Source organism: Anaerolineales bacterium, assembly GCA_037382465.1.
GTDB lineage: Bacteria > Chloroflexota > Anaerolineae > Anaerolineales > E44-bin32 > WVZH01.
This window is the reverse complement of sequence record JARRPX010000012.1, coordinates 16,088-35,511: the sequence shown is the minus strand read 5'-3', so window position 1 is coordinate 35,511 and position 19,424 is coordinate 16,088. Positions and strand designations below refer to the sequence as shown.

The window sequence follows — 19,424 nt, the reverse complement described above, 5'->3', positions numbered from 1 at the left end:
TTGAAATTGGCGATTACTTATACACACCACTTTGTAAAATCAATGTCGCCAGTTGGGTCTCGAGATTCCGGAACGAGTAGTGCCGCTTGCCGATGTTGTAATTGTGTTCGGTTATTTCTTCGGCCAGGGTCGAATCATCCAGCACTTCGCGCGCTTGTTGGACGGTTTCGTCTTCAATGAAATCATCGAAGCCGATGACCTTGAATCCCTTGGGCTTGATGTCGGTCTTGAAGATCTCGTAGCGGCTCATGACGATCGGCCGTTTGTAGTAGATCGTCTCTAAGAAGGCGTTGCCAAAGCCTTCGATGGTCGAAGGATAGGTGATCAAGTTGGCCCGTTGGTAGGCATCCTTTAATGAATAGACTTTATGGCCATTCGCATGTGCAGCTCGTTTGTGGTTGACATATTGCGAGCCGAAGATGACCCGCACACGCAGTATTTCGGCGTAATCCCGTAAATAGCGTAAGTACGCCGAACCTTCATCTCCCGCCATATGCGTGATGACCAAGACGCAGTCGGGATCCAATCTTCTCGTAAGCTCGATGGCGAGCTCGATCCGCTTGCGGGGAACGATGCGGGTAGGTTGAAGCAGGAAATTCTGCTCCGGAAAAATACCCAACGCCTCACGGAGATCGGCGGAGTATTCATCCGGCGGGGAAGGTGGATTTTCGAAATCCATAACGTTGGGCACGAGAGTCGAACTTGCGCCCGTGCGCAGCGCCAATTGACGGCCGGCAAAGGAATTGATCACCACATGGCGAATGGAGGGGAGCATCGGAGGGAAGGCCGCGCTGAGGTAGTCCTGGGCGGCGTTCATCGAATATCGTCTGCGTTCCCAGGTGAAATCGTGATGGTGGGCGATGGTGGGGATGTTCGTCTCGGCGATGTATTCGCTCAGTGCAAGCCCCAATGGGACGTTCATGGGAAGCGAGAGTGCGTTCTCAACGATGAGGATGTCGATGTCGAATCTATTTACAAATTGGTAGACCTCTTTCTTCAAGTGAAAGCGCAGGCGCTGGATCTTCCCGCTGCATTCTGAGGAGCGAACGTAGTCATCGAACAGGTCGCAAGTGATGGAGAGAATTTCCGGATGATTGAAATGTGCCTCGGGGACGAGATGCGTTCTCTCTTCCGGGTGGTCCGATTCTCCGGCGAAGAAGAACGGTTCATGCCCTAGGTTTTCGAGGGTCTGCGCCCATTTGTTCGTTTCCAGCGAAACGCCGTCCGTACCTGCGAAACGCGTAGACACGAATCCGATATTCCTGCTGTATTTACTCATAAATGCTCCACGTTGAGAAATATTGGGTTGGCATTCGAGGGGATGTCCTCCCAAACGCGTTCGATCGGCCGACCCTGCGCTTCAACTTGAATGATGGCCAACGCCAGGCCGTGCGAAACAATGGCAACCGTTTCCTGGGAATGCCGCTCGATGATTTCCCGCACCGCTTCGAGAACGCGCTGGCGAACCTCTCCGACCGTTTCACCGCCCGGTGGTGCGACTTCCAGCGGCGCATTCTTTCGCTTCTCCCATGCCCGCCGGTATCGAGCCTGGATTTCATCAAGATGTAATCCTTCCCATTCGCCCTGATTGATCTCGCGCAGGCGTGGATCGAGATGCAGCGGCGTTTCGCCGTCGGCCTTCAAACGCAGCGCCGTTTGGCTGGCGCGCAGCAGGTCGCTGCTGTAAATCGCGTCGATTTTCTTTCCACTCAATTTTGAGCCCAGTGCTTCGGCTTGTTGGAGACCGCGCGCGTTGAGGGGGATATCCGATTGGCCCGTGTAACGGCCTTCGAAGTTCCAATCGGTTTCACCGTGTCGGATGAGGATCAACGTCGTCATCGTTTCAATGCGGCGGCATCGTTTTCCCCCCGGCGCGAAAGATATTCGGGAATTTCGGTCATCGGCGGCCGTTGTAATTCGGCGATCCTTTCGACTTCGAGGAAGAAGCGGCTTTCCTCATGACGGATGAGTTTCATGGCCCGGTTGACGTCATGTAATAATTGTAACCCATCCCGCCGGTCGATTTTTCGGATCACCGTTTGGATGATGGCGAAGGACATCTTGCTGAGCGAGGTCAGGGGCTGGTTACGATGCAGGCGTTTGATCAGATTGACCTGCCCCAGAGCGCCGAGGCCGTAGCGTTCGAGAATGTCGATCAGCAGGCCAATTTCCACACCGTAACCGCATGAGAATGGCAGCTTCTCCAGCACCTCCCGGCGGCCGCCGTACTCGCCGGAGAGCGGCTGGATGAATCCGGAAAGCGCCGGGTAAAACAGATTCAACAGCGGACGAGCGGTCAGCTCCGTGACACGGCCTCCGCCCCGCGCGTGGGTCGTGTCTCCCACTCGAATGGGGCGAAGATAGAAACCTTTGATGTATTTCAAATTCGGCCGGTGGAGGAGCGGGCCGATCAATCCGTAGACAAAATGTGGTCGGATGTTGGTGATATCCGTGTCGATCCAAACCACGATGTCTCCGTGCGTGACGTAGAGGCTCTTCCACAAGGCCTCACCCTTGCCGTGGCGTTCACCGTATTGCGGCAGGATTTCCTGGTGGATGTAAACCGGAATGCCGCAGCTGCGGGCGATTTCTCGGGTGCTGTCGGTCGAGTTCGAATCGATCAAGACCATTTCGTCGAGTAAAGGGACATCATCCATCAACGCTTCTTTGATCGTGCGGATGACGTTTCCCACGGTTTTCTCCTCGTTGAGCGTGGGCAAGGCAAGGCTGATGGTCAGGCCTTGCGCCAGTTTGCGCTCGTGCAGGCGTTCGATGTTCTCGAACTCTTTGGCGGAGAAGGTATTTTCCGCGAACCACTTATCGACGAGGATCGAAATGGCCTCGATACCTGCGAAATCGGGCTGCGGCTGAGGTTCGATGGACCTCCGCGAGCATGTGTACAGGACGGGAATAGGAGACTCCCTGAATAGGCGGGAACTGAGTGGATCCTTAAGGCCGTCTCCCGCTTCCTCGGTTTCGCAAGCGCCGACGATGAGCAGATCGAAGTTGTCGGCCTGCTTCAAAATGGCTTGAACCGGATCGTCGGAGACCAGTATGGCGTCCTCGATTTGTGGCAGATGTTCGAGCACCTGGTCGATGCCGGGAATATCGTCGTTTATTCGCTCGTCATCGATCGGACCCTCCGGGCGCAGTGTGGAGAGGGTATAACCGCCGCTGCGGGCAAGGTTGAGCCCGAGCCTCAAAGCCATTTCGCTGTCGGGACCTGGCCGCAGCACAACGAGAATACGATCTCCTTTCGAGGGTACGCTGCCCTGAAGTAGGGCAATCGGGCACGGCGCGTGTTCCAGCAGGGATTCCACGATTTCGCAGTACGCTTCATTTTGGGCCACCCAGGGCAGCAAGAGCAGGCTGACGTTTTGCTCGGTAATGAACGAGATGACGTCGAACACAGGGTTTGTGGAGGCGATGATTCTGGGCCATTGTTTTCCCCCGTAAGCTCGCACCGCTTTACGGAGCCTTGTGCGCAGTTCCTGCGCGAGAGACGATGCCTGACTCAATGACTCATCGCTTTCCACACAGACGACGCCCAAAACCTGGACCAACCTACCATCGCTCAACTGTTGAGCCAGGGTGATCAGGGGTTCGCGAAGGACATTGTTGAAAATGGGTACGAGAATGCGGCGCCGCTTGCGCCGACCTCTGGGCGTTCTAGCTGTGTCCACCTGTCTATCTTCCATCACGTACACTTTCAAGCATAGGGATCATCGAACTGGACACGATGATCTCCCAGGGATATTTTCGTCTCACATCACGTCGCAGGAGAAAGGTCGCGCTCGTGAGTAGTGTGTCGGCGATGAGTTTCGCCACAGATTTTGGGGAATCCTGCAGCGAAAAGAAATGCGCACCGTCCTCAACGCTCTCGTGGAACGGCTCGATGTCGCTGCAGTAGATCGGCAATCGTGTAAATCCGGCCTGCAAGAGCGGGATGCCGAATCCTTCCTGGAGGCTTGGGAAGAGGAGCGCGTCACTCAAGGCGTAAAGATTGGCCATCGTGGCTCGGTCCACCCGGGGTTCGCTCCGGGAGTGGCGCTCGTAGAGAAAGTGAGCGCATGCGGTGAGTTCCAATGTGCGCCTTTGCGAGAGCAGCTGATCGAGATACGTCGCGTTGGCGGGATTATGCGGCCCGGGCGGTCCCGTGACGATGAGACGCACGTCCTGAGATGAGATCGAGCGAAGCTCGGCGAGCACCTGCAGCGCAAGTTCGATGTTCTTTCGGTGGGTGATTCTGGCGGGCAGCAGGAGCACGGCATCCGCTTGCAGCAGATCGTATTCTGCCACGATGCGGCGCGTCATGTCGGTCCAACTGCCGATCACGCTGGGATCGATCCCGGGTGGGATGACCCGGATGTCCGCCGGATCGAGCGCATACAGCTTTGCCAGGCGAGCGCGCTGGGCCCTGGATACGACGACGTTGGTCGCTCCCGGCCATGGTTTACGCAGCAGATCCCAGGGAAATTCATCCTTCAATTCTTCTTGATACTCCTCGCGGTCCCAGGCGAAATCGTGATGCCAGCCGACGAGCGGTGGAGCCTTTTTCGATGTGTGTAGATTCCACAAGGCTGCCGTAAGGGCGAGATTCTTATGCAGCGTCATCGCGTTGTGAACGATCAAGACGTCGAGACCTTCGATCGCCGCCTGTAATTGTGTTTCGATGACCGTACGCAGCGCATTGAAGCGATCGCGGCACCGGCCGCGATCCAGTTCTGCCTTAACGGCCAGCACGGCTGGGTGCTTGGAATATAGTTCGGAAATCACCTCCACGGGAATGCGTTGATCGTATGGCTGACCTTGTCCCACGATCAACCGGGTGTAATGTCCCAATCTCGTCAGTGCCCGGCTGTGATGGTAAAGCGTTTGCTCGACTCCGCCGACGGTGGGAGGGCCGCTGTAATGCAGTAACCCGATTCTCATGCTTCACCTCCCCCGTCCAGGTGAATCCAGCGCACTTGATAGGGTTCCAGTGGGCAGTCTTCGAGGGTTATCGTCTGGCCCGAAAGAACGTCCTCTGCCTCCTTTTGTGTACGTTCGGGCAGCTCGATCGTGGTGCGGACGGCTTTCCCCGAGATTTCGTGCAGGCAGAGCACGGCGCTCGAATCATGCGGCGCGAAGCGGATGAGTGCGAAAATCGATGGACCCTGATCGATAACAAGCTGTCTGCCGTGTGGATGGAAGGCGGTAAATCTTCGCCGGGTGTGCAGCAATCGCTTGTATTGGTGCAGAACCCGCGCACGAACGGATGTCCGATCGGCAAGTTGTGCTTCGAGATCCGTCAGACTGAGTTTCTCCCGGTTGATACTGCGCAGTTTTCCGGTTTTTTCCACACCCTGGGCGTAGTTGCGTGATCCGAACATACTGTGGAAGTATATTCCCGGCACACCGATCAGGGAAAGCATGATCGCCTGTGAGACGATAAATCGAGCGACCTGTCGATCCGATTCGGGATTCTCCGCCACCCCTTCGACAAGCGCATCGTAATAATTGATGTTGAGTTCGTAGGGTCGGCGCTCGTTATCATCAACCTGCCGATAGGAAATCCCGCCGCCGTTCGCCTTTGTGTGCCGGATCAGCGCCTCGATCTCGTCCGTCTCGAGGATGCCTTGAACCGGACGAAGGCCGACGCCGTCGTGCGAGGCGAGGAAGTTGAAGAAGGTAACCTGCTCGGAAGGGAGACGGATTTGGCGCGCCCATTGCGTTAGACGGGTGGCGTCGCCGGTGAGCAGGGTGTGCAGCACCAACGGCGGCAGCGCAAACTGATAGACCAAGTGCGCTTCATCGCTGCCGTTCCCAAAGTAGGCCGCGTTTTCTTCGTAGGGCACGTTGGTCTCTGTGACGATCAGCACCCACGGCGCGATGCTGTCCAACACGGCCCGGATCAGCTTAACCACATTATGGGTTTGGGGCAGATGAATGCAGGAAGTGCCCACCTCTTTCCAGAGGAATGCGATTGCATCCAGACGGATGATCTGAGCTCCGTGACGGACGTAGAAGAGCAGCAGATCCAGAATCTCCAGGAGAACCTCGGGATCGGCGAAATTAAGGTCAACCTGGTCGGCGCTGAACGTCGTCCAGACGTACCGCCGGCCTTGGGGCGTTTCAAAGGGGGTAAGCAGTGGCAGATCGCGCGCGCGAACGACCGCATCGAGATCGGTCTGCGGGTCGAGGCTGATGAAGTAATCCCGGTAAGCGGGATTCCCCGAAAGAAATTGTTGGAACCAGTCGCTCTCCGCAGAGACGTGATTGATGACGAGGTCAATCATCAGGCGAAACCCGTCGGATATGCGCTCGATTTCAGACCAGCCACCCAGTTCATCGTTCACGGCGCGATAATCGATCACTGCAAATCCATCGTCCGATGAGTAGGGGAAGAAGGGCAGGATGTGAACCCCGCTGATCGTTCCTTCAAGCTGCTTCGAGAGTAAATTGGAAAGCGTGGTCAACGGCTTTTCACCGGGTCGGCTGACCATGTCGCCGTACGTGATCAGGATGGCGTCGCGTTCAGAAAGAGGTGGAGCCGTCGGTGGTTTGTCTCCGACCGCAGCGAGGTGTTCGTCGATGATGGCCTCGAGCTGCGCCAAAACGAATGAACTCTGCTGCTCTGGGTAGAGCTGCAAGAGGTGCGTTTTGAAGCGATCTCGTTGCGCCTGTGTCAGGTCTCTCGATGTCAAAAATGACCTCATTTCGATGATCGAGCACGATTCGGCCTGTTATCCGGATGTGTCTCGAAAGCGCTGCTCGGTTGATGTTTCGCCAAGACCACGTCAGACCGTATGTTGGCCGTGTCCAATGCGCAGAATGGGCGTCTTTTCCGGTGAGACCTTCGCACGAGGAAAAACGCGATGTCTTCTTGATCGCAGCAAGTTCTCTGGCAAACACCCGTCCGTCGACGTATTCCCCATTCAATGCGGAGGGCTCTTCCATGGTAGTAGAGCACCCGGGATTCTGTCAAGCGGTCGCCGGGCACCGCACCTTTCGATTGACCAATGTTCCTGTTGGAGCGATCGAATCCAATTCGATTATACTTGTCGGACAGCTTTAACGGAAATCGATTGCTTAATTTACTCGAAACACAATCTTATCACTGGAGGCTTTCGTGTCTACGGATCGGGCAATCGTGTTTATATTCAGCAGCGACGGTATGGGGCGGACGCAAGACCAGGGATTGCGCGAGCTGCTGGCGGGTAAGTTCCTGCAAATTCTTGCGGAGGCGGATTCGCTGCCTAATGCGATTTGCTTCTACACGGATGGAGTACGGCTGGCATGTGAGGGTTCGCCCATTCTCGAGGAACTCGAGAAATTAGAAGCGCGAGGCGTACATCTGGTACTATGCAGTACCTGCCTCAATCGAATGGGATTGAACGACGCCGTACGCGTCGGAATCGTGGGGGGAATGCCGGACATCATCACCGCCATGACCACGGCCGATCGTGTCATCACTTTGTAAAAATGCCGGCCCGCCTTGCCGGTTCGGATGCGTTATTTGCCGGCGCGAAGCAAGCGGCCGGCCAATCCGGCTCCGATCAGCGCCAGACCGTCGATTGTGAGGTAGCTGTCGGCGGACGCATCGAACAGGATGGAAGCGCGGGCAGCGAAATCTTCGTCTCCTGGCCATAGTGCGGCAGCCAGACGAATACGCGGTAGAGGCTGAAAGGCGTAGGCGTAGGGCGAGAGTGCGGGCAGACGCCAACCATTCAATTTCTGCGCAGCCCGCTCGAAGTCGTGCGTATGTTCGCCGAAGCGGCGGGCGACCCGGTCTCCGCTGTACCCTTGAAATGCCTGATGGTAAAACGCGCCGCCCGGTATTTCGCGGAATGCAATCCAGCAGTCGGCAAGATCGGTTCCCCTGGCGGTGTGCAGGTAGTAAATCAACATCGCACTGTCGAACACGGAGCAGGGTTTGTTCTCTTCAACGAACAGCGGCGCCAAACTGTCCCAGGGAATGGAGATGGCTTGCCCCCAGTATTGGAGGTGAATGCTGCCCCCTCGAAACGTCCCGCCGCATCGGGCGGCGACGATTTGCGGTTGGCGGGCGTGCAGATCGGAACGCAGCTCCGCCAGGCGGCGCAGCATACTCTCCTGCCAGGCCTGCCGCGCCTGATCGACGAGTTCTTCTCCGGAAGCCTGCTGGCTCCCCGCTTGATCCGTCAGTCCTGGCATGGGGTAATGTCCCTGGCTGCCGCCACTGATCTACGATGCATCAACCGGCTGTGAGAGGCTACGAGCGTTGTTGAGAGAGCGTCGCTTGACACGAATGATTACGATATGGCGGGAGCCGCAATTCGATCGTACTCGCGCCTCAAGTCGGGATCCATTTGAAGCGTTATCGGCCGCTGATCAGATCTCCCAAGAACTGGCCACCGAGTCCCGCAAATCCCTTGCGTTCGCCGGTCTGATGGCGCGCAGCCGCCATGACGCGGTCCGCAATTCTCGAGAAGGGCAGACTCTGCAGGTAGACTCTTCCCGGTCCGGTGATTTTCGCCAGGAACAGGCCTTCACCGCCGAAGAGGGCGTTCGTGAAGCCGCCAACGAATTGGATGTCATAATCGATGCTGGTCGAGAAGGCGACCAGGCAGCCTGTGTCGACGCGTAACGTATCGCCCGCCGCAAGGTCTTTTTCGATCACCGTGCCGCCAGCGTGGACGAACGCCAACCCGCTACCGTCGAGGCGCTGCAGTATAAACCCTTCACCGCCGAAGATGCCGGCGCCAATTTTCTTCGTGAATGCGACTTCGATCTCGATGCCTTGCGCGGCGCATAAAAAGGAATCCTTCTGGCACAGGATGCTGCCGCCGAAATCCTCCATGGAGATGGGGATGATTTTGCCCGGAAAGGGAGCTGCAAATGCCGCGTGCGCTTTACCATTGCCGCTGTTTAAAAAGGTGGTGATGAAAAAGCTCTCCCCCGTAACGGCGCGCTTCAGACCTTTTAAGAGACCTCCCCCCGTCGAAGTCTGCATTTCGATGGCATTTTCCATGTAGGTCATCGTGCCTGTTTCGGCGCGCACCCCTTCGCCGGGATCGAGTTCGATCTCGACGAGCTGGAGATCATCCCCGAAAATGCGATAGTCGACTAAATCAGCCATAGCGATCCTCCATTGAAGTTGTTGAAAGCCCTCCGTAGTCTACCAGACTTCGAAGGGGTTGTTGGAAATAACGCGCCGAACGAATTCCGAGCGGCTTCATTCATCCATCTCGTCCGGTTGATTGCGGCGCAGCAGTCGAAACCGTTGGGATTGGCTCTCCCTGCTGCGAATGGCCCGGCGGCGCAGCAATATCCCCAGCAGACTGATGCATGCGCCAATCAACAGGAGCTCAGGGTTTCCTTGTTGATTCGAGGCACTGATGACGTAGACGAGCAAGCTGATTGCCCCAATCAAGATCAGCGCCAGGCTGAGGCGATGCGTCATCGCAATCCCTTGGACGCTTCACCCGTGATATGAAGGCTGGCGTCCTGTGATGAACGGTTTCGGTCAATCCGTTCGTGGAACTTCATACGTCAATCATGACCATCGAGTAACGCCCGAGGTGATCTACACCCCGGGCGTAGGATCACTCCGTCAAACTGGGCGGATCAAAGTGCGGCTTTGTTCGTGCATATAGAGCGTGAGATAGTAATGACCGCCGGCGTTCTTGCCCGAAGATCCGGAACCCTTCCAGCCGCCGAAAGGTTGAAAGCCCGGCCAGGCACCCGTCGTCGAACCTTGAGGACGATTGGCATAAGCGACGCCAACGTTGATCTGGTCGAAGAACCACTTGGCCTCTTTCTTCGATCCGTAAAATCCGCCCGTCAGACCGTATTGGCTGTCGTTGGCTAGAGTCATCGCCTCTTGAAGGTCGGCCACGGGATGGATCATGGTGATCGGCAGGAACATCTCGTGTTTCCACAAGCGGTTATCGACCGGCACGTTGGCGACGATCGTCGGCTGACAGAAGAAGCCTTTCTTGTACTCGCCGTCGGTGATGACACTGCCGCCGGTGGTGATGGCGCCGGCGTCCGCCAGTTGTTTCGTGAAGCGCTTGAAATCCTGGTAAGACTTTTTGTTGATCACGGGTCCCATGAAAACGGCGCGATCCGTGGGGTCGCCGACGGACAATTTTTCGGTGAGTTCTATCAATCTTTTCAGCAGCTTCTCATAGATGGGTTTGGCGGCGTAGATGCGTGAATTTGCCGAGCATTTCTGGCCCTGCAGCCCGAAGGCGGAGCGCACGATGCCGGCTGCCGCGTGCTCGATGTCCGCGTTTTCGGAGACGATCGAGGCGTTTTTCCCGCCCATCTCGAGAATGATCGGGCGCGGGTATTTGCCTTCGGCGAACGTTTTGTAGATCTTCATGCCCACGTCGTACGAGCCGGTGAACGTGATTCCGTCCACTTCGTCGCTCGAGATCAGCGCCTCCCCGGTCGTGCTGCCGGGGCCGGTGACGTAGTTGCACACGCCGGCGGGGATTCCCGCATCCTGGAAACATTCGGCCAGAAGACGGACCGTCCACGGCGTGTTCGAAGCCGGCTTCATGACCACGGTGTTGCCGGCGAGCAGCGCTGCGCCGACCGGCCCGCCGGTTAACGCGCCCGGAAAATTGAAGGGGCTGATGACGAGCCATACACCGTACGGCCGTAAAACGGAGGTGTTTTTCGCTTTGTAGCCCTTTAGGGGATCCTTGCCCATACGCACGATATAGCCGTCGTTCTTTTCCATCTGATCGCAGGCGTAGCGGATGAGATCGGCCGCTTCTGCGATGTCTCCCAGGGCTTCCATGCGGTTCTTGCCGACTTCGAGGGAGATGACGGCGGCAAATTCGAAAATGCGCTTGTCGATCTGTTTGGCTGCCTTGCGCAGGATCTTTACGCGCTCTTTCCAGGGTACACGAGACCAGGCCGGGAAAGCCTTTCGTGCGGCTGCAAGGGCTTTTTTGGCATCGTTGTCCGTTCCTTGCTGGAATATCCCCAACAACCAATCTTTGTTGATGGGCGAGCGGTCTTCGAATTTTTCCGAAGATTTGACTTCCTTGCCGTCGATCAACATGGGATGTTCGGCGCCCATGTCACGCTTAACCTGGGCAAGTGCACTTTCGTAACTTTCGTGGAGTTCTTCGGGTGGATCGAACATTGTGGCGTAGGTAAGTTTGAAACCGCCCGCTTTCTTTCCGTCTTTCTCTTTCTTGGCCATGATCTCCTCCTGGCGGAATATCTGCATTTGATTGCAAAGTATAGCCGCAAGCCTCGCCGTCGTCAAAAGGCCGATGTATACTGAGGGGACGAATTTGAAACGATAAAATGACCTGGATTCACGATCAGATCTACGCTGCGGGTGGAGAATACATCCCTTCAACGTGGGATGCTTTCATGGATCAAACGGGAATATCCGCAATACTTCATTTTAAGCCGGATTCTCCGCAGCGATTCGCAGGTCCTGTGCCGGCACAATTCCTCTGGATGGACGTAGCTGATGAACTGCACGCTGGAATTCAAGAGCGGCTGTTGGCTGCCCTTTTCCTTCATACATGTATTACCCGTAAAATGCGTATTCTACTGCACAGCAGCCTGGGTCTTCATCGAACCCGATGGGCCTACGTGGCTTATTCGATCTGCGCAGGCCGTTCGGTGAAGTCGGCATTACGAACGGTGGCGAAACCGCCATGGCTTGCGCCTTATCACACCGATCAGACCGCCTGGGAGGAATTCGCTGCTGCCTGTCGGAATGGATCCGTCTGTGGCTGAGGCACACGTTCAACGCGCCAGTTGTGGGAGGAGATGATGCTTTTTTCAGACGTCGCATACATGGGAATCGATCCGACGGCAGGAAGACGTCCCCTGGATTACGCCGTCCTCGATAAACGGAAACAGATTTTGGCGCTGGATCAAGGTGATATCGAATCGGTGCTGGCTTTTGTGGCGGGGTTGGAAAGGGTCGTCGTCGCCATCGCGTCACCACAGGCCCCCAACAAGGGTCTGATGCGGCGATCCGAGATCCGCCGGCGCAACAATCTAAAAGCGGACGGAAATACGTGGACAAAGTGGCGCGTGTGTGAATTCATGCTGCGCCGCTGCAACATCCGTCTTTACAACACGCCGGCCGACGAGCAGAAGGCGCCCGGATGGGTTCGGAATGGATTTCATCTATTTCGCCGGCTGGAAGAATTATCTTTCCGGCCCTACATCGTAGGAGACGAGCCGGCAGATCACGCGATCATCGAAGTCAGCCCGCACGCATGTTTTTCCGTGCTCCTGGAGCATCGCCCGCTGTTGAAGCGAACGCTCGAGGGACGCATGCAGCGCCAGCTGGTGCTGTATCAGGAAGGCCTGGATGTATCCAACCCCCTGCGCGTGCTCGAAGAGATCACTCGCCACCATTTGCTGACGGGTAATTTGCCGTTAGATGGTTTATACGAGGCGGATCCGTTGGATGCTTTGGCGGCTGCATATACCGCCTTCCTGGTGGGAGAGGAGCCGAATCAGGTGACTCAGGTAGGTGAGGCGGTTGAGGGTTTGATCACGCTCCCGGTGGGTGAATTGAAGGATTTTTATCCCTGAGTCTGTTGTTTGAGTTGATCCGGTTCTAATTCTCGAGTTGCGTTTCGGGGCGTGTCCGTATTGCAGCGATAACCGGAATCGAACGGCGGTCCTTGTGCTTCCAACGGGTCGATCGCCGCGAAGGGAGAGGATGATGAAGCCGCGAGAAATGGAGACGATCGTTTCTGTATCCGTCTTTCTCTTTTTCCTGCAAGCTTTACGGGTGATTTTCTCCGTGCTGTTTGGGATCATCTACGATCAGGTATTCGAAGGACCTGTCGATGCCTGGCTCGTGATCAGCAATCTTTTCGTGCTGCTGGCCTTCGCCGCGCCGCTCTGGACTCCGCGAAAGAATCGAAGCCGGTGGGCATTGGTGTTTGCATGCATCACGGCGCTCGCACGTATCAGCCTGTCGGTCAATCTGGCCGCTGTGCGCTTTTGGGGATCGCTGTTCAGCGTTGCTTTTGGGAGTCTCTATCTGACGACCTACTTGCAAACCAGGCGGCGATGGTTCGTGCAAACGATGCTCGGCGCGTTGGTGCTGGATCAGCTCCTGCGCGTCATCGGAGACACGTATGATGTCAGCCTGCGCAGTTCCTGGCTGTACGTGCAGATCCTGTGGAGTTTCGCCGTCATCGCTTTCGCCACATTGATCTTCCGACGGTCAGATGAGGAACATATTGAGCCGATTGGTATACGCTTCGTGGACGGCATTGCATTGAGCGGCTTTTTATTTTTGCAGATTTCACTCCTTGCCCTGCCCAATGCCGTGACGCACTGGAGTGAAATAACGTATCTCACCACGACGGGCGCGCGCTGGGACGAAGTGCCGTATTTTGTCTCCGCGATCGCGCTAATGGGGCTGATGCTGCTTTTCTGCTTTACGGGCGTAAGAGACTCATTCGTTCGGTTGTTCCATACTTCATTGGCCGGAGCCGGTCTGTTAATGCTGCTTCTTTTGGGATTGGTGCTGGGATATTTTTCTGAGGGCGTATTGAGTCTTCTCGGTTTGCTGGTAGCACTTTTTACCTCGCTATCGGCTTTCGATTCGACTTTTATCGGTACGCCGCAGAAATCACGACATTCGGGCAGCAGCGTGGCATTGGGCTTGATCTTGTTCCTGTTCCTGAATTTCTTTAATGCATTTACTTTCACATATCCATACGTCCTGCCTTCTCTGCGAGGTATGGGCTGGCTTGTATTTCTCATTGCAGGTGCGATGTTGGGCGTGGGTGCGATCGTCCATCTACTGCCGTTGAATATCGAGATTCCGGAGAACACCCGTTTCGTTCCCGGAGGATTGTTGGCGCTTTGCGCCTTTGCCGTGACTCTTGTTGCTGCATGGCCAAGAACGTCGCAGTTGCCGCGCAGTTCAACAGCAATGCGAATCGCAACGTATAACATCCATTACGGCTACGATGATGTATGGCATTTTACGCTTGAGGACATGGCGAGGGCGATCGCCAAAGATGGCGTAAGTGTGGTGGTAATGCAGGAGGTCGACACGGGTCGGATCACCAGTTACGGTGTTGATGACGCCCTTTTTTTGGCGCACCGGCTTGACATGAATTATGTCTATTTGCCGACTGTGGAATATCTCACGGGAATCGCTGTTCTATATCGCGGACCGCTGATGCCCTCCGAACAGCAGCTGCTTACAAGCCTGCAGGAACAAACCGGCATTATCCACGTGAGTCTTGCGTCAGAGGGAAGCCCCTTGAATGTATACGGGACCTGGATGGGGCTGTCCAATGAGGACACACTGCAGCAGATCGAGGAGGCATTGGCGTTTATTGGGGATAGTCCCAACGTTGCCTTCGGGGGCGATTTCAATGCCGAATACCAGGAGCCTGTTCCACAAGCGGTAGTTGCGGCCGGTTTCGAGGATCCTTTTATTGCCCTGGGGATCGACCCGCCTCCGTTAACCAGTCCGGCGGTCGAGCCGCAGTCGCGCATCGACTTCGTCTGGCTGCGCGATTTGAAACCACACGCCGCGTGGGTTTCAAGTTCACTGGCTTCCGATCATCGTATGGTTGTCGTGGAAATCGAAGTGCCGTAGCCGAACCTCGAAGAACGCGTTTATACCGGAAATTCAGGCGAATTCTTGTGTAAATTGTCTTACATTTGTTGTATTATGTAGACTAGGAAATGTAGGGTTTCCGTAAGTCGCAACTCGGCGGCTTTCCTGTAGGATGGAGGAACCCAATACGCACGTAGATTCATCATACGTGAGTATTTGTTGGGTTTGTGTCTTTTGCGCCAGGGACTCATGGCATTGCAAAGGTGAGTGTGTGTTTCGGCGGTAGTAATTAAAGTGATGCGGAACAATCGACATCCTGATTCGATATTAATAAGGTGTGATTACGAAGTACATTCGGCGGTATCGTGAAGCGTCCTCTACGCATCGCAACTATCTTGGAAGCAGCCCAGCAACCAGGCCCGGATCTTCATGGACAAATTTCGTTCGAGAGCGTGTGTATTGATTACGCAGGTCACAGGTTGGTAGAGTCTGAAAGATGGATGAAATGAGGGACTCGCACGAGATCAAGGTGCTGCTCGTCGAGGAAAAGCCCGGTGAGGTGGGGATTATCCAGGGCATCCTCGATGATGCGAATCTGAAGGGCTTCTCGTTTTTCCACGAGAATATTCTTCAACGTGCGATCGATCGACTCCGGAAAGATTCCTTCGACATTGTGCTGCTCGATCTTTCTTTGCCGGACGCACAAGGCGTGGATTCGATCCGGGTTGTCAATTCGGAATTTCCAAATCTCACCATTGTGGCCTTGAGCAGCGTCTCCGATGAGAGGGTCGTCGTGCAGGCGATTAAGGCGGGCGCGCAGGATTGCCTGGTGAAGGGGCAAGGGGACAGCAATCTTCTCACACGTTCTCTGCGCTATGCGATCGAACGCAAGCAAGCCGAAGAGCGTCTGGCGTATCTCGCGCAATACGATCATCTGACGGGACTTGCGAATCGCACGCTTTTCAGGGATCGTCTGGCGCAGGCGCTGGCGCGTGCCGATCGTAACAACGAACAGGTCGCCTTGATGTTTCTCGATTTGGATAATTTCAAGGTAGTTAACGACACGCTGGGTCATGACGCGGGAGACATCATCCTTCAAGCCGTTGCCGAGCGGCTCAAGAAATGCGTGCGGGCTACGGATACCGTCGCCCGTTTGGGGGGTGATGAATTCATCATCATTCTCGATGGGCTTCCGAAAAGTGATGTGCCTGTCATCGTGGCGCAAAAAATCATCAACGTGTTGGCGCCGCCGTTTCATGTTAATGACCGTGAAGTCTTTATCACCACGAGCATCGGCATTTCGCTCTACCCGATGGATGCGAAAAACGCAAAAGATCTGTTGAAATTTGCAGACCGGTCGATGTATCGGGCAAAGGAGAAAGGCTGCAGCAATTACCAGTTTTACGCCGCTGAGATGAATTTGCGCGCCACGGAACGGCTGACGTTTCGCAGTGGGCTTTACCACGCGTTGGATCGGGATGAACTCGTGCTCCACTACCAACCGATCGTGAATCTTCGCAGCGGGAAAATCGTCGGCCTGGAGGCGCTGCTTCGCTGGAATCTTCCCAATTATGGACTGCTCTATCCCCAACGCTTTATCGACCTGGCGGAGGAGACCGAGTTGATCATCCCGATCGGCGAATGGGTCATGCGTAAAGCGTGTAAGCACACGCAGCAGTGGCTGGACGCAAAACCCCGGCCTTTCCGGATTTCGGTCAATTTGTCGGCGCGCCAGTTCCGGCAGGGCGATTTGTTCGATTCCATCCGACGCATCTTGATGGAAAGCGAGTTGCCGCCAAGCCGCCTGGAATTGGAACTCACGGAAGGCACCCTCATGGAGCAAACCGAAACCAGCAGTTCGACCTTGATGCGCTTGAAGGACCTGGGCGTGCGCATCTCGATCGATGATTTCGGCACCGGATATTCATCCTTGAGCTATCTGCGCAAGTTCCCCATCGACACCCTGAAGATTGCCCAGACTTTCGTCAAGGATTTGACCAACAACTCCAACGATGCTGCCATATCGAAGGCGATCATCGCCATGGCTCACAGTTTGCGCCTGGAAGTCATCGCCGAAGGGGTGGAGACGATGAATCAGCTCTCGATACTCTACGCGCAGGGCTGCGATGCTGCGCAGGGTTTTTATCTGGGAAAGCCGATCGACGAAGCGGAAGTGCCTGCTCTGCTGGCGAAAGGCACGCTGATGGAGAGTTCAGAACCTCCGGAAGACGTTACCCAGCCGGGATTGAAGCGAACGAGGAAGGAAGAAGCCTGGCGAGAAATCGCTTGATACGACCTCGATGGCCCATGCTCGTCGAATCAAAAAAGCGTCGAACAGGATTTCGGCGCTTTTCTTATGCTGTATGTCGCTGACGGGTTATTGCTGCGATTCGTTCGCCAGTTCTCTGTCAATGATCGCTTCGAAATCCGAAAGCGGACGTGCGCCGACGAGCGGGATCCCGTTGATGAAAAAGGTCGGTGTGCCGTTTGCGCCCAGATTGAATGCATACTGTGCGTCTTCTTCCACTTCGTCGGCATATCGTTCCTCGTTGACGCATTCCATCAGCGAGTCGGGATCGATGCCCACGGCTTCGGCATACTCGCGGTAGGCGCTTTCGTCCAGTCCAAGCCCGCCCGAGAAGAGCAGATCGTGGAATTCCCAAAACTCCCCTTGTTCGTAGGCGCATTCGGCCGCTTGTGCGGCTTCATATCCACCGACGACGGGGAGATCCCGGTAAACGAAACGAATCTGGTCGGGATATTCTTCAAGCAGCGCTTCGAAGGTTTGTTCGTGGAAGCGCCGGCAATAACCACATGCGAAGTCGCTGAATTCCACGATCGTGATGGGAGCGTTTTCCGGGCCGATGGCAGGGTCATCGTCGACGTCGATGTCGAAACGCGTCGGCTCCTGGGCTGCAGCGCTGGTGGGTTGAGCGGTCGGAGCTTTTGCCTCCTCCGTCACGACGTTGTTGGGTCGTTGCCGGCCCCAGAACAGGAATCCGACGGCGATGCCGGTAACGAATGCAAGTGGCAACAAAGCGGCGTAGAGCTCGTTGCGTTTCAAGAGGATCGCATTGGATTCTGCAGATGGTTCGGTGGATGCATCTGTTGCGGGAGATTTTGCTTGATTGGTCATGCTGGGATTATAGCATAACGGATCGTTTATATCTTGCTTGACTGAGCATGGATCGGGTTTATACTATAATAAACCGACCGGTCAGTCTATTATGATTTAGCCGTGCATAGGGATGCGTATGGCCACCGTTTTCATGAAATGGTTAGAGACTCAGCCAGAACAATACGATCGCGGTATCCGCCTGCTTACCCTGGGAAAACTTCAGAAGCTCCAGGACCAGCTCGTCGAGCTTCTCGTTCGCCCGGGAATGCGCATACTCGAAATCGGCTGCGGCACCGGCGCGCTGACCGTCGCCATGGCGGCCAGGGGCGCTAAGGTCGTCGGGATCGATCTGGATGCCGGGATGCTGGCACAAGCCGAGAACCGGCTCGCTGCGTCCGGGTTGGATGAAAGCGTCGAGTTGAAACACATGGACGCCGCTTTAATCGCCGACCGTTTTGAACCGGCAAGTTTCGATCTCATCGTCAGCAGCCTGGCCGTCAGTGAGATGGCACGGGACGCGCAAGCGTACGTGCTGACGGCCTGCCTCACCCTGCTGGCGCCCGGTGGCCAATTGGCCATCTTGGATGAAATATCACCGTCGGGATGGGCTGCTCGCTTCGCAGTAGCTGCGGTGCATCTTCCCCTGCGGATCATTACCTGGCTGCTGACGCGTGCGACCACGCATCCCCTGCGGGATTTTCAGACGAAACTCGATCGTGCGGGCTATCGCGCGCAGGTCGTAGATTCTCACCTGCTGGGCTCATTGTGTCTATATCTGGCGAAACCCAAGCCCGCGGAATCGGCGCAGTCATTGCCCGATTCCTTCAAAGGCCGCCTCCGCCATCGGGTTAATCTGCGCACCGTGTTGATCGATCTTTGGGCGATTTTTTTCCGCATCATTCCACCGTATCCAAAGGTTGAACCCGGTTTGTATTCCGTAGGCGACCCGAATCCCGATTCGCCGGTTTTGGTGACCGGCAATTTCGATCTCACCGTCCGGCGCCTGGTGAAGGCCATCGATACCCGGCTGGACGTCTGGCTGCTTGTGGTCGACTCCAGTGGGATCAACGTCTGGTGTGCCGCGGGCGGCGGCTTTTTGACCGCCGAGCGGATAATCGGCGCTTTGCGTACCAGCCGGCTGGATGAAGTGGTCAAGCATCATGCGCTGATCCTTCCTCAACTCTGTGCCAACGGCGTGGATGGATGGGCAATCCGCGAACAGACGAAGTGGGGCGTTCATTGGGGCCCCGTGCGTGCGGTCGATCTGCCGGCGTACATCCAGGCCGGAAGGAAGAAAACCGACGACATGCGCCACGTACGCTTTCCACTGCGGGATCGATTGGAGATGTTGGCGGCCACGTTGGGTTTCTATGGATTGATGATCCTCATTCCGGTGGCCTTGATCTGGCCTTCCAGTTTTTGGCCCCTGCTCGCGGCCATGTTCGGATTGTCGCTGTTCTACGCCATCTCGCTTCCCTGGCTGCCCGGACACGATGGTTTGGCGAAGAGCCTGCCGTTGACCTTGATCGCGTTGGCTGGGATGCTGTTCTATTCGTGGCGAGTGGATTCCACGGCCTTGCCGGATATTTTCAATCGCGTTGTCAGCTTGACCGGCCTCTCGGTTTTCGTGGGCGCCGAATTACAGGGAATGTCGCCGCTTATGCGCGGAGAACAGGCCAACTGGGGCTGGGAAGCGATCGTCGCCGTCGTTCTGGGATTGGCGTATTGGCTGGTTCCCATTCTGCTGGGTTGGAGGTGAAG

Annotated in this window: 16 protein-coding genes; 6 read left to right on the top strand and 10 right to left on the bottom strand. The window is 55.9% G+C overall.

Features of this window, described 5'->3' with window-relative positions:
* Positions 1-13 precede the first annotated feature (13 nt).
* Genes P8Z34_05020 through P8Z34_05000 form a run of 5 tightly spaced genes read right to left on the bottom strand, consistent with a single transcriptional unit; the run spans position 14 to position 6,686 of the window.
* Positions 14-1,249, bottom strand: a complete 1,236-nt coding sequence (locus tag P8Z34_05020) for a glycosyltransferase family 4 protein (GenBank protein MEJ2550025.1) — start codon at positions 1,247-1,249, stop codon at positions 14-16.
* A 26-nt stretch (positions 1,250-1,275) separates the two neighbouring features.
* Positions 1,276-1,839 (bottom strand): histidine phosphatase family protein, encoded by a 564-nt coding sequence (locus P8Z34_05015; protein MEJ2550024.1) that lies wholly within the window; start codon positions 1,837-1,839, stop codon positions 1,276-1,278.
* Positions 1,836-3,698: a glucosyl-3-phosphoglycerate synthase gene (locus P8Z34_05010; protein MEJ2550023.1), complete on the bottom strand. Its 1,863-nt coding sequence runs from the start codon at positions 3,696-3,698 to the stop codon at positions 1,836-1,838. The genes P8Z34_05015 and P8Z34_05010 overlap by 4 nt, the downstream gene beginning before the upstream one ends.
* Positions 3,688-4,932, bottom strand: coding sequence for a glycosyltransferase family 4 protein (locus P8Z34_05005; protein ID MEJ2550022.1), 1,245 nt, complete (start codon positions 4,930-4,932; stop codon positions 3,688-3,690). Before P8Z34_05005 ends, P8Z34_05010 begins: the two co-directional genes overlap by 11 nt.
* The gene (locus tag P8Z34_05000) at positions 4,929-6,686 is read right to left on the bottom strand and encodes a sugar phosphorylase (GenBank protein ID MEJ2550021.1); all 1,758 of its coding nucleotides are present in this window, start codon (positions 6,684-6,686) and stop codon (positions 4,929-4,931) included. Before P8Z34_05000 ends, P8Z34_05005 begins: the two co-directional genes overlap by 4 nt.
* A 425-nt stretch (positions 6,687-7,111) precedes the next feature.
* Here P8Z34_05000 and P8Z34_04995 point away from each other — a divergent pair, with 425 nt between their 5' ends.
* Entirely contained in the window at positions 7,112-7,462 is a 351-nt protein-coding gene (locus P8Z34_04995) for a DsrE family protein (protein MEJ2550020.1), read from the top strand.
* 32 nt (positions 7,463-7,494) lie between these two features.
* Here the strand turns inward: P8Z34_04995 and P8Z34_04990 are convergent, their stop codons facing one another.
* The 4 genes from P8Z34_04990 to P8Z34_04975 all read right to left on the bottom strand — a co-directional run bounded on the left by P8Z34_04990 (position 7,495) and on the right by P8Z34_04975 (position 11,182).
* A complete protein-coding gene (locus P8Z34_04990; protein MEJ2550019.1) occupies positions 7,495-8,175 on the bottom strand; it encodes a DUF3786 domain-containing protein in 681 nt (226 codons plus the stop codon).
* Between the two features lie 163 nt (positions 8,176-8,338).
* On the bottom strand, positions 8,339-9,100 hold the full coding sequence (locus P8Z34_04985; GenBank protein MEJ2550018.1) for a TIGR00266 family protein: 762 nt from the start codon (positions 9,098-9,100) through the stop codon (positions 8,339-8,341).
* 96 nt (positions 9,101-9,196) lie between these two features.
* The gene (locus P8Z34_04980) at positions 9,197-9,424 is read right to left on the bottom strand and encodes a hypothetical protein (GenBank protein MEJ2550017.1); all 228 of its coding nucleotides are present in this window, start codon (positions 9,422-9,424) and stop codon (positions 9,197-9,199) included.
* 150 nt (positions 9,425-9,574) lie between these two features.
* On the bottom strand, positions 9,575-11,182 hold the full coding sequence (locus tag P8Z34_04975) for an aldehyde dehydrogenase family protein (GenBank protein MEJ2550016.1): 1,608 nt from the start codon (positions 11,180-11,182) through the stop codon (positions 9,575-9,577).
* Positions 11,183-11,289: 107 nt separating this feature from the next.
* Here P8Z34_04975 and P8Z34_04970 point away from each other — a divergent pair, with 107 nt between their 5' ends.
* From P8Z34_04970 to P8Z34_04955, 4 genes are all read left to right on the top strand, one after another.
* Positions 11,290-11,733: a hypothetical protein gene (locus P8Z34_04970; protein MEJ2550015.1), complete on the top strand. Its 444-nt coding sequence runs from the start codon at positions 11,290-11,292 to the stop codon at positions 11,731-11,733.
* A gap of 36 nt (positions 11,734-11,769) precedes the next feature.
* Positions 11,770-12,546, top strand: coding sequence for a DUF429 domain-containing protein (locus P8Z34_04965; GenBank protein MEJ2550014.1), 777 nt, complete (start codon positions 11,770-11,772; stop codon positions 12,544-12,546).
* Between the two features lie 133 nt (positions 12,547-12,679).
* Positions 12,680-14,584 (top strand): hypothetical protein, encoded by a 1,905-nt coding sequence (locus P8Z34_04960; protein MEJ2550013.1) that lies wholly within the window; start codon positions 12,680-12,682, stop codon positions 14,582-14,584.
* Positions 14,585-15,041: 457 nt separating this feature from the next.
* A complete protein-coding gene (locus tag P8Z34_04955) occupies positions 15,042-16,835 on the top strand; it encodes an EAL domain-containing protein (GenBank protein ID MEJ2550012.1) in 1,794 nt (597 codons plus the stop codon).
* 87 nt (positions 16,836-16,922) lie between these two features.
* Here the strand turns inward: P8Z34_04955 and P8Z34_04950 are convergent, their stop codons facing one another.
* A complete protein-coding gene (locus tag P8Z34_04950) occupies positions 16,923-17,681 on the bottom strand; it encodes a DsbA family protein (GenBank protein MEJ2550011.1) in 759 nt (252 codons plus the stop codon).
* Positions 17,682-17,799: 118 nt separating this feature from the next.
* On the opposite strand from P8Z34_04950, the gene P8Z34_04945 reads away from it, so the two are divergent.
* Positions 17,800-19,422, top strand: a complete 1,623-nt coding sequence (locus P8Z34_04945) for a methyltransferase domain-containing protein (GenBank protein MEJ2550010.1) — start codon at positions 17,800-17,802, stop codon at positions 19,420-19,422.
* Positions 19,423-19,424: the final 2 nt, after the last annotated feature.